The sequence below is a fragment of the Promineifilum sp. (SeqCode) genome (assembly GCF_041918635.1).
In the GTDB taxonomy this organism is placed as follows: domain Bacteria; phylum Chloroflexota; class Anaerolineae; order Promineifilales; family Promineifilaceae; genus Promineifilum.
Map to the genome: position 1 here is coordinate 1 of NZ_JAYRVJ010000087.1, position 10,563 is coordinate 10,563.

The following is a 10,563-nucleotide window of genomic DNA, read 5'->3' on the forward strand; positions in this document are numbered from 1 at the left end:
ACGCCCGCCAGCGACACCAGCCAGATGCCCGCGTTCAGCAGGACGAGGGCGACGTACGCCCCGGTCGTGTTGCCGCGCCGCGGCTCCTTCCAGAAGCGCGGCAGAATCCAGAAGGCCACGCCCAGCGTCAGTTGCGCCACCCAGCCGATGAGCAGCCACTCGATATGGGCGGGCAGCCAGCCCCACAAGGCAGGGTGCAGCGGCTGCCCCTTGTGAGCCAGCAGCAGCGCGCCCAGCGTGAAGCCCAGCAGCAGATAGCCGAAGGCCAGCTTGATGTACCATTGACTCAGGCGCGGCACGGCCTCACTCTCCCCGGTACTTCTCTTTGACGCGCGGCCAGGCGTTGATGACAAAGGCCACCGCGGCCAGCCATTGCAGCACCGCCGAGACGACCAGCGCCCAGCCCCAGCCGCTCCCCGGCCGGACGGCGTTGGCCGGCTCGGCCACCACGCGCAATAGCAGTCCGGCGTTCAGCAGGATGAACGTCGCCCAGCCCAGCCGCTCGCTGCCGCGCGGCCGGGCGCGCGTGACGATGGGGAACATCCAGAAGATGACGCCGAAGATCATCTGCGTCACCCAGCCGACCATGATCAGGTGGAAGAAGGCCGGCGACAGGTAGACGACCCAGCCGGGCAGGTCGAGCACGCCGGCCAGGGCCAGGACAATGCCCAACGCCATAGCCGCGGCCAGGTAGAGGAAGGCGGATTTGATGTGGAAGCGGGTTAGTAAGGGCATCGTCGAGTACCAGGTGCTTTCTGGGTCGCACCTTTCATGGCAGTTCGCTCGGCACGGCCATCCACGGAATCGCTTCCACGACCAGGTAGCCGGCCTTCACCTTGGGATCCGCCTCGGCCAGGGCGCGCGCCTCCTCCAGTTCGGCGGCATAGACGCTGACGCCCAGGATGTCGTGATCCACCAGAATGGGGCCGTTGAGCACCAGCTTGCCCACCAGTTGCAGCTTGGTCAAGTGTTGTAGGTGTTCCAACTGAAGGCGCTCGTTGCGGGCCTCGTCGTCGCGCGGGGCGGGGCCTTGGCGCAGGAAGACGAGCGTGTAGCGCCGGGCGAACTGGCGGCGGGCGGCCATGTCGTCGGGGGTGGGAGTGGGGAAGCTGTCCACGAGTGTCAGGATATCCATCATAGGTTCTACTTATAGGCGCAGAAAGTCCTCGACAAGCTGCAAAAGGTTAGGCGACTCAAATGAGATGCCCGGGGCCGGATGGCGATTGTGCTTAATATCCGGTTCCTCATGGAGATGATGTGGGAAAGTAGTCGCAAGTTTGGGGATTTCGGGATGAGGCTGAGCGTCATACCAGCAAATCTTGACGCCCTCACGATAGACGGCGTAACTGTAATTGCGAATGCGCCTGGCCTTGAAATCCAGGACTTCGAACACTCGGAGCATTAGGCCAGTGCTCAGGGTCAATTCCCCTTCAACGACGGCTGTCAGCGCGCTGGTACTATAGAGACGGAGTGGAGACGAGACAACCCTCGGGTGTGACTCCTGAAGGCTGTAAACAAGCTGTTCGTATTCGGTACGAGATGGAAAGGACATAGCCCGATCATCCGGGCGTTGCCGGTTCGCGTGGATCGATCTGAAGAGAACCACCACGGGCCTGGCGGCGTAGGCGCTTTACTCGTTCGTCTGACAGCTTCTTAAGTGTCAGCTCCCGGTCCTGCTTGATCTCGTAAAAAGCTGACCACATGGCGAAATCTTCAGTATGCTCACCATCATCCAGCAAGCCTTGCTGATAGAGCGTATAGAAGTCGGCCGAACTTAACCAATAGCGCCGCTCGAAGCGCCGCGTCGTTTCATCGGCCGCTCGCAAGTCATCCAGGATTTCCGTGATCGTAAAGGATGTCATCGTATCCTCGCCACTCCAGGTCTTCCAGACCGTATTGTTGCCATTCTACCAGACTCTGAGCACCAGAGCAGCAGGTGCCGCCCACTTTCTGAAGTGGGTTGCACCGCTAGCTTGCATCCGCTCACCGGCGGCCGCGCGCCAGCGACACGCCCGTCGTCCCCAAGAAGAGCAGCAGCGCCACCCCATTGAGCAGCCCGCCCCACTGGCGTAGAGGGACGATGGCGAGCAGATCGCCGGCCACGCGCAGCAGCAGCGACAGGTGCAACACGATTAGCGGCAGATAGAACGCGGGCAGGTAGACCATCGGCCGGCCCAGCACCGACGGGAAGATGAGCGGCGCGTGGCCGAAGATCATGGCGAAGACGAAGCCCAGGAAGATGGTGTGCAGGATGGCGTCGTAGATCGGGCCGGCCGGGACGCCGCCGTAGATCAGCCACAGCGCCCCGCCCACGCCCAGCCAGACGTAGCCGCCGAACAGGCAGACGGCGATGAAGCGCGTCAGCCCGCTCAGCCGCACGTTGCGCCGCGCCAGGTCGAAGCGCAGCAGCCACGCCGCCAGCGCGACCAGCCCCAGCCCGGCCAGTCGCACGCCCGCGCCGTAGGCGAGGGTGGAGAGAATGACGCCGGCGAGGAAGACCCCCGCCGCGCCGGCGAACAGGTTGATCGTCCGGCGCGACAGCCGCAACACACGGCTCAGTTCCAGCCGCTCCCCGGCGATGGTCAGCACCAGGAAGGCCACCCACCAGGGGACGACGGCATAGATGGGCCGGCCGAATAGTTGTAGGACGTTGCCGAGCAGCCAGGCCAGCGCCCCCAGGGCCATGACGACGGTGTAGATGGCCGGGTGGCGGCGGACGATGACCCCGAACAGCACGGCCAGCCCCAGGCTGCCCAACGCCAGCAGCCGCCCGCCCCACGTCCACGACAGGCCGCTGAGGAGCAGCAGCCCGCCAGCGGCCGCCAGGGCCGGAGCCAGATAGGCGGCGCGCCGATCCAGGGCGACGGCCCGCTCCAGGCTGATGACCGTGCCCAGGAAGGCGGAGACCATCAGCGGGCCATGGGCGGCCGCCAGCGCCGGCTGCAGGGCCGGCCACGCCCAGCCTAACCGCAACAGCCCGGCCCAGATGGCGGCCAGCAGGGCGAGGATGGCGAGGGCGAGCAATGGTAGACGAGGCACAATGGCAAATGCGGTGGGGAAGAAGCTCGCGCCAAGAACGCCAAGGAAGAAAAGCTCGCAAAGCACAAGCAGCTTTGCTTTTTTTGCGCTCTTTGCTTCTTTGCGTTCTTTGCGTGAGCCGCTTCTTGTCTTATCTCAGCATTAACAGGAGCATGACCACCGGCGTCTCGGCCACGACGCTGTGGGGCAGCTTGGGCGACATGCGCACCCAGGCCCCGGCTTCGACCATCATCGGCCCGTCCGCGCCCAGCGTCAGTTGCGCCCGGCCGCTCAGAAAGTGGAGCAGCGCCGGATAGGCCGAGGTGTGCTCGGAGAGCTCCTCGCCCGGCGCGAAGCTGAACAGGACGGCGCTCAGGCGCTCATCCTTGTAGAAGGTGCGGCTGAGGATGGAGTCGGCCGGCACATCGGGGGCCATCTCCGCCAGGTTGGGGATCAACGTGTACAGATCGTTCATAGTGACTCATAAGAACAATCCACAGATTTCACAGATCACACAGATTCTTTCTTTAATCGGTGTGCTCTGTGAAATCTGTGGATTCTCTTGAAGCTAAACGGCGCCAACGACGGCGGCGAGTTCGGCGGCGAACTGCTCCGGCGGCAGCCCATAGACCAGCGCGGCGTCACGGACGGTGTAGAACGAAGCCACAGCGCAGCCGACACAGGCCATCGCGTGCTCGTGGAACACAGCGGCCGTCTCCGGCCAGCGTTCCAGCAGGTCGGTCAGGATCATGTCGAGCAGCTTCATGGAGGTTGGTTCCTCGTCCGGAGGCATAAGACAATTTCGTTACTCGTGCAAGGTGCGGATGTAGGCGATGATGTCGATGAGTTGCTCGTCAGTCAGCGCCGGGTTGCCGCCCTTGGGGGGCATGTCCACGCCGGTGGTGTTGTCCGGGTGGCCGACGGGCCGCCCGGTCTTGACGAACTCCAACAGCTCGGAGTCGCTCACGGTCAGCAGGAACTCGCTGGTTGTGAAGGGCTTGCCCAGCCCCTCGACGCCCACGCCGCCCGGCCCGTGGCAGGCGATGCAGACGGTGTCGAATTGCGCCTTGCCCGCCTCCGGGTCGCCGCCGCTGGCCGGGTCTTGCGTCTCGGCCGGCTGCTCGGCTACTTCCTCGCCGCCGGTCGCGCTGCCGCCCCCGCCGCCACAAGCCGCCAAAGCCAGGCTCAAGGCCAGCAGGACTACAATGAACCAAAACATGTACTTGCGTGTCATCTCTCTTTCTACACTCCTTGTTGTTAGTGGTCAGTGGTTAGTGGTCAGTTGACAATAAGCAGTAAGAAGTTAGCAGTAATCAGCTTACTGCTTACGGCTTACTACTCCCCCATCCCATGCACATTCATCAACTCCCCCGCCTGCGCCCGGGCCAGGGCGTCGGCGAAGGTCATGATCACCGCCTCGGGCTGGTCGAAGGCCAGCGCTTCGGCCTCGGCCTCGCTGCTGACGACTGCGATGCCCGTGCCCATCGGCGTGTGCAGGCCGGAGTTCATGACGAACCAGGCGTCGCCGGCCGGCAGCCACGCTGCGCTGTTGATGTCGTGAACCCAGATCGAGGCCGTCGGCTCCGGGTTCTCGGCCATGAAGACCAGCATCTCGCCTACGTCGTCGAAGCGGCGGGCCTCGCCGGCCTCAGTCCAGTAGGCGGAGGCGAACTTCTCCTCACTGATGATCATATCACACTCGTCGCACACGTCCTGGCCGTAGAGGATCTCCGGCGGCTGCGTCGTGTCCGCGCCCCCGCCGCAGCCGGCCAGCGCGACGAACAGGAGTAGGCCCCCAAGAACGGACGACAGACGGCGGACGACAGACCACGCGCCGCCATCATCTCCCCCGCGCCCCCGCGCCCCTGCTCCCCGGCGCGCGGCTGCCACCCGCCTCATATCACCCCCCGCCGCTTGAACACCCGCGTCGCCAACAAGAACGGCGCGACGACCCAGATCGACAGCAGCCCCAGCAACAACGGCCACAGCGCCCCGCCATAGGTGCGGAAGGCGTAGATGCCGGCCGGCCCCAGCACTTCCAGATTGTCGCGCAGGTTCAGCACGGCGGCGATCTTGAACACCTGCAAGGGGTTGATGAGCGCCAGCGTCAGCAGTTGGGCCACTTCCATGCGCAACACCACGGCCGTGCCCATCAGCCCCAGGTCGCCGAAGTAGACCAGGATGAGCCACAGGAACAGCGCCAACCCGACGGCCGTCGCCGCCCGCCGGACGGCGGCCGAGATGAGGAAACCCAGACTCAGGCTGGCAACGGCCAGCAAGATCGACAGCACCAGCAGCGTGGCGTAAACCGCGAAGTCGCCGCCGCCGCCGGCGAAGACCATCAGCACCCCCGTCAGGCCAAAGCCGATGACCAGCGCCGCCGTCAGAGCCAGCGCCAGGCCGATGAACTTGCCCAACAGCAGCTCCGCCCCACTGATCGGCTGGGCCAGCAGGTAGACCAGCGTGCCCTTCTCTCGCTCGCCGGCCAGGCTCATCGCGCCCAACGTCAGGCCCATGAGCGGCGCGACGAGCAGGATGAGGTTGATCAGCCCGGCCGTGGTGCGGCCGAAGCCGGCCACGCCATAGCTGCCCGCGCCGGAGACGGAGAACCAGGCCAGCGCCAGCGACAGCGCGGCAAAGGCCACGGCGTAGAGCAGGAACCAGCGGTTGCGCAGCGCGTCGCGCAGCTCTTTCTGGATGAGGATGAGTACGTTCTCTAAGTCCATAGCGTAAACAATTAGGAATTAGGAATTAAGAATTAGGAATCGAGGAACGTGCTACTGAAGGCATCTTCATTCCTAATTCCTAATTTCTAATTCATAAATCACTCGATGGAAAAATCATCTACTTCCACGCCCGCGTCATGGAGGGCGCGCAACACCTTGCCCTTGGCGCCGGGCGTCACGTGGACGCGCACGCCGCGGCCGTTGCGGCTGACGGGCATACCCAGCCCCTCCAGCGTCTGCAACGCCGGGTCGATGCCCGCCTCGGGCAGGTAGAGGTGCAGCGTCGTCTCCCAGTTCAACTGGCGCTCCAACTGGTCGGGCGGGGCGTCCACCACCAGCCGCCCATCCTCCAGCAGCAGCACCCGGTCGGCCAGCGCCGTGATCTCCTCCAGGTGGTGGGACGAGAAGACCATCGTCTTGCCCGCCTGCTTCAGGGATCGCAACAAGATCAGGAATTCCTCGCGGCTGCGGATGTCCAGGCTGGCCGTCGGCTCGTCCAGGATCAGGATGGGCGGGTCGGAGAGCAGGGCCACAGCCAGGGCCAGGCGCTGCTTCAGGCCGCCGGACAACTCGCCGACGCGGTGGCGGATGTGGGTCGTCAGCCGCAACTGCTCCAGCAGCGGCGTGAAGTCGTAGCCGCCGGGCAGCTTGCGCAGGCGGGCGTAGAAGACCAGCGTCTCGGCCACGGTCATGTCGTCGTGGAAGCTAAGCTCCTGGGGCACGAAGCCGACCAGGCGGCGCACCTCCTTGCTCTGGCGGCGCGCGTCCAGCCCGTTAACGGTGATCTCGCCCTCGTAAGGAAAGAGATTGAGCAGGCAGCGCACGGCCGTCGTCTTGCCCGCGCCGTTGGCCCCCCACAGCGCCACTGCCTGGCCCTCCCGCACGGAGAAGGACAAATTGTCCACGGCGGTAAAGCGGCCGAAGCGCTTGGTCAGGTTGCGTACTTCAATCATGACAGACCTAATAATTAGGAATTAGGAATTAAGAATTAGGAATTGGGAATCTTCTCCCAAGAGCTATCTTCATAATTCATAATTCATAATTCATAATTCTTGATTCTTAATTCTTAATTTCTAATTTGTACTGTCGCTGGCCGACGCGGCCCAGGCCGAACAGGAGCAGCAGCGCCAGCGGCAACAGCAGCGCCGGCCACAACGCGCCCTCATTGGCGGCGAGGGGCAGCGGCGCGTTGGCGGGCAGCACGGGCTGCGTCAGCGGCTTCTCATCCACCAGAACGGGCTGCGGGCGCACCAGCGGGAAGGCCCGCGCCGCGAAATCGACGGCGTTGATGACCGGGCTGTAGACGAACAGCCGCAGTTCGGGCTGGCGGCCGATCAGGCTGTCCAGCAGCCGTTCCGACTTGTAGGCGATCTCGCCCTGGCCGTCGCCGTCATCGTCATAGCCGGCGTAGTCGCCCCAGTAGTTGCCCCGATCGCCCACCGTCCACTCATTGTCGCGCAGTTGCCCGCCGCCAGCCACCACGACCTGCTGCTCGTTCTCGACGAAGCTGTTGTCGCTGATCAGGTTGTGGCGCACCGAGGGCAGCATCTCCAGGGCGATGTCGTTGTAGGCAAACAGGTTGCCCCGGAAGATGCCGGTGCTGTCCATCTCGCGCGGCGAGCCGTCCACGAACGCGCCGACGCGATTATCGAGAAAGCGATTGCCGGTGATGACGCTGTCGTCCATATCCTTCAGGCCGAGGCCGTAGCCGCTGGGGCCGCGGTTGAAGGCCAGCAGGTTGTCGCGCAGCGTCATGCGCCGGCCGTACATCAGATAGGCCCCGACCGAGTTATAGGTCAGGCGATTGCCCTCCATCACAGCATCGTCACAGTACATGAAGTGCAGACCGTAACGGCCATAGGAAAAGTCATTGTTGCGCAGCGTCATCCGCTCCGAATACCACAGCACGGCGTCGCGGCCGCGGCGGGTGACGTTGCCCTCGATGAGCACGTCGTCGCTGTCCCACAAGCGGATCAGGTCGCCGCGCCGGGCGATGTCGAGGTCTTGTCCCTCGATCTCGTTGCCGCGCACGATCGTACCCGGAGCCGAATTGATGTAAATGCCGAAGAGCACGTTCTCCAGCCGGTTGTTCTCGACCAGCGCGCGCGGGCCGGCGGCGATGATGCCGGAGTCCTCGCGGTCGAGCGAGTCGCCGGTGTTGCGGACGACGAAGCCGCGCACGGTGGTGTCGGGAGCCTCGATGCGCAGCACCGTGCCCTGACCGCCGGCGTCCAACGTCGCCCCGTCCAGACCGATGAGGGTCAGCGGCTTGTCGATGACCAGGTTGCCGTGGAAGACGCCGCCGGTCACCTCGATGGTGTCGCCCGGTTGCGCGGCGGCGATGGCCTCGGCCAGCTGCTCAGCCGGCGCGCGGACGATCTCGCCCTGCGCCCCGGCCGCGCCGCCGAAGAGCAGCCACGCCAGCATCACCACGACAATAACCGCAATTCGCTTCATTATCTAATCCCCGCTCGTAGTCGCTCTTCGTTCGTAGTCAGGCGATTCATTGCCGTTCTGTGCGCAGGCAGAAGAACGGCAATGAATTGCCTGACTACGAACCGCTTTGCGCCAGCGGCTTGTAGGCCCGCCGCTGGTAGAATAGCCCGACCAGGATGAGCGCCACGGCCAGGAAAGCCATCCACAACCCGATCTGGAACGTCGCCACCGTCTCGAACTGGCCGACCATGCCGGAGCCGAGAATGGGGGGCACGAAGGGGTCGATGGAACTGCTCAACGGCGCATTCGGGTCCAGGTTCAACCCGAAGTGCCGCATCCAGTAGTACATGTCGCCAATAAAGATGAACGGCCACAGAATGGCCGGCAGCGCCAACAACAACGCCCAGGGCGAATGGACGTAAATGGCCGCCAGCACCAGCAGCACCAGCGCGCCGACGGCGACCATGCTCACCGCGCGCTCCAACTGCGCCGCCTCGCCCAGCGGGCGCATGCCGATGTAATGGTTCAGGCCGTCGATCTCGGCCACGTCGCCCGTCATGCGGTTGACGAAGACTTCGACCGACAGCCCCCGCGGGTACTGCGGCGCATGAAGGGTCATCTTCCAATAGGGCAGGAAGATGGACGTCAGCAGCAGCACTGCCGCGACGCCGAGCAGGATGTTGGGCAGCCGGTAGAGGCTGCGCTGTTTCTCGTCGGCCGTCGCCGGCGCGCGCGGGCCAACGATACGCTTGAAAGCACTCATGGTAGTCATCTCACTCTCTCAAAGAGGAATCCACAGATTTCACAGATTACACAGATTTTTCAGAAGTACATCCGCAAAATCTGTGTAATCTGTGTAATCTGTGGATGCTTTCCCTCTTAGTCGGCCGACGCCTGATCGCCGGGGGCGATCATCATGTAGCCCATCATCTCCAGGTGCAGCGCCGAGCAGAACTCGGTGCAGTAGTAGGAAAAGACGCCGCTCTGCGTCGCGTCGAACTCAAACGAAACTGTCTCGCCCGGCTCGATGCTGACGTGGATGTTATAGGCCGGGATGGTAAAGCCGTGCGTCGCGTCCAGCGCGCGCTCGACGTTGGTGATGTGCCAGACGACGTGGTCGCCCTGCTGAATCTCGACCCGCTCCGGCGTGAAGTGGCTGCGAATGGCCGTCATGTAGACGTGCACCTCGTTGCCTTCCCGCTCGACCCGCTCTTCGCCTTGCTTGGGCGCGTCGGGGTTGACGGCCTGCGTGTGCGGGTCCCAGCCGACTTCGGGATAAACTTCCCAGGCTTCGATCTTGTCGGCCTTGATGATCTGCCCGTAGTGCGGCTCGCCGTCGGGCAAGGCCATGTCGTAGAGCACCGGCATGTCTGTGCCCGTGCCGCTGATGTCGAGCAACTGGAAGTTCTGCGGCAGCAGCGGCCCGACCGGCAGGAAGCGATCCACCGCCCACTTGTTCATCGCCACCAGGTACTTGCCATCCGGGCTGACGGTGTCGCCCTCGGCGGTGGTCAGGTGACCGATGTTATACTGCACGGGCGTCTTGGTGACCAGCGTCCAGGGCGGGTCCTCATTCTTTTCATCAGCCGAGCCGCCCAGCGACCAACGGGCCACAGCCGAATCCAGGAAGAGGCTGGTGTAGGCGTAGCCCTTGTCATCAAACTGGGTATGCAGCGGCCCCAGGCCGAGCTCGACCTGCGCTTCCATCACCGAATCAAAGCTGAGCACCGGCACGCCGAAGGCGTCGGCCTCGCTTGTGCCCGCCTCAATGGCTGCCTGCAGCTTGTCGAAGCTGAAGACGGTCACGTGCGGGTCGAGCTTGCCGGCGACGATCATGAACTCGCCGTCGGGCGTCACGTCCACGCCGTGCGGGCTTTTCGGCTCCGGCACGAAGTAGATCAGTCCCTCGGCGATGGCCGTATCGAGGGTGATGACCGGGAAGTCGTTGATCATCTCGACGTTGCCGGCCGCGGCCACTTCCTTGGCCTTGTTCAGGTTAAAGACGTGGAGGTAGTCCATGTCGCGCTGGCTGGCGCCGGACTCGAAGGGCGGGTTGCCCAGTTCCACGCCGCCGGTCGCCATCTCGGTGTTGATCGAGTTGCAGAACACCCAGCCCTCGCTGACCAGCTTGCCGCTGTCGCACAGGTCTTGCCAGTAGGGGGGCAGTTCGATGGCGAAGGATTGGGACTGGTCGATGCGGCCCGCCGTACGGTCGAACTTCCAGAAGGTGATCATGCCGCGATAGTCTTCTTCATAGTTCTCGATGGAGCTATATTCGAAGCCCAGGGGCATGGCGTACTGGCCGCCTTCGACGATGTAGTCGGTGTCGGGCGTCACGAACGTGCCGCCGTGGTCGCTGAGGGTGATGGGGTTCTTGACGATC

At 64.0% G+C, this 10,563-nt stretch carries 15 protein-coding genes; all 15 read right to left on the reverse strand.

Annotation, left to right across the window (positions count from 1 at the left end; genetic code table 11):
• Positions 1–299, reverse strand: a 299-nt coding sequence (locus ACE3UY_RS02805; RefSeq protein ID WP_374686031.1) for a hypothetical protein, incomplete at its 3' end; no start/stop codon positions are given.
• 4 nt (positions 300–303) lie between these two features.
• Complete coding sequence (locus ACE3UY_RS02810) at positions 304–735, reverse strand: hypothetical protein (protein WP_374686032.1); 432 nt, start codon at positions 733–735, stop codon at positions 304–306.
• Between the two features lie 34 nt (positions 736–769).
• Positions 770–1,138, reverse strand: a complete 369-nt coding sequence (locus tag ACE3UY_RS02815) for a YciI family protein (RefSeq protein WP_374686033.1) — start codon at positions 1,136–1,138, stop codon at positions 770–772.
• 9 nt (positions 1,139–1,147) lie between these two features.
• On the reverse strand, positions 1,148–1,552 hold the full coding sequence (locus ACE3UY_RS02820; protein WP_374686034.1) for a DUF6516 family protein: 405 nt from the start codon (positions 1,550–1,552) through the stop codon (positions 1,148–1,150).
• Positions 1,553–1,559: 7 nt separating this feature from the next.
• Positions 1,560–1,862 (reverse strand): hypothetical protein, encoded by a 303-nt coding sequence (locus ACE3UY_RS02825; RefSeq protein ID WP_374686035.1) that lies wholly within the window; start codon positions 1,860–1,862, stop codon positions 1,560–1,562.
• A gap of 121 nt (positions 1,863–1,983) precedes the next feature.
• Complete coding sequence (locus ACE3UY_RS02830) at positions 1,984–3,039, reverse strand: hypothetical protein (protein ID WP_374686036.1); 1,056 nt, start codon at positions 3,037–3,039, stop codon at positions 1,984–1,986.
• A gap of 130 nt (positions 3,040–3,169) precedes the next feature.
• The gene (locus ACE3UY_RS02835) at positions 3,170–3,493 is read right to left on the reverse strand and encodes a cupin domain-containing protein (protein WP_374686037.1); all 324 of its coding nucleotides are present in this window, start codon (positions 3,491–3,493) and stop codon (positions 3,170–3,172) included.
• Positions 3,494–3,586: 93 nt separating this feature from the next.
• Complete coding sequence (locus ACE3UY_RS02840) at positions 3,587–3,811, reverse strand: DUF1858 domain-containing protein (protein WP_374686038.1); 225 nt, start codon at positions 3,809–3,811, stop codon at positions 3,587–3,589.
• A 12-nt stretch (positions 3,812–3,823) separates the two neighbouring features.
• On the reverse strand, positions 3,824–4,252 hold the full coding sequence (locus tag ACE3UY_RS02845) for a cytochrome c (protein ID WP_374686039.1): 429 nt from the start codon (positions 4,250–4,252) through the stop codon (positions 3,824–3,826).
• Between the two features lie 101 nt (positions 4,253–4,353).
• Complete coding sequence (locus ACE3UY_RS02850) at positions 4,354–4,917, reverse strand: nitrous oxide reductase accessory protein NosL (protein WP_374686040.1); 564 nt, start codon at positions 4,915–4,917, stop codon at positions 4,354–4,356.
• Positions 4,914–5,744 (reverse strand): ABC transporter permease, encoded by an 831-nt coding sequence (locus ACE3UY_RS02855; RefSeq protein ID WP_374686041.1) that lies wholly within the window; start codon positions 5,742–5,744, stop codon positions 4,914–4,916. The genes ACE3UY_RS02850 and ACE3UY_RS02855 overlap by 4 nt, the downstream gene beginning before the upstream one ends.
• Positions 5,745–5,842: 98 nt before the next feature.
• Positions 5,843–6,697, reverse strand: coding sequence for an ABC transporter ATP-binding protein (locus ACE3UY_RS02860; RefSeq protein WP_374686042.1), 855 nt, complete (start codon positions 6,695–6,697; stop codon positions 5,843–5,845).
• A gap of 106 nt (positions 6,698–6,803) precedes the next feature.
• Positions 6,804–8,201: a nitrous oxide reductase family maturation protein NosD gene (locus tag ACE3UY_RS02865; RefSeq protein ID WP_374686043.1), complete on the reverse strand. Its 1,398-nt coding sequence runs from the start codon at positions 8,199–8,201 to the stop codon at positions 6,804–6,806.
• 94 nt (positions 8,202–8,295) lie between these two features.
• On the reverse strand, positions 8,296–8,952 hold the full coding sequence (locus tag ACE3UY_RS02870; protein ID WP_374686044.1) for a cytochrome C: 657 nt from the start codon (positions 8,950–8,952) through the stop codon (positions 8,296–8,298).
• Between the two features lie 107 nt (positions 8,953–9,059).
• On the reverse strand, positions 9,060–10,563 hold a 1,504-nt coding region (gene nosZ, locus ACE3UY_RS02875; RefSeq protein ID WP_374686045.1), incomplete at its 5' end, for a Sec-dependent nitrous-oxide reductase.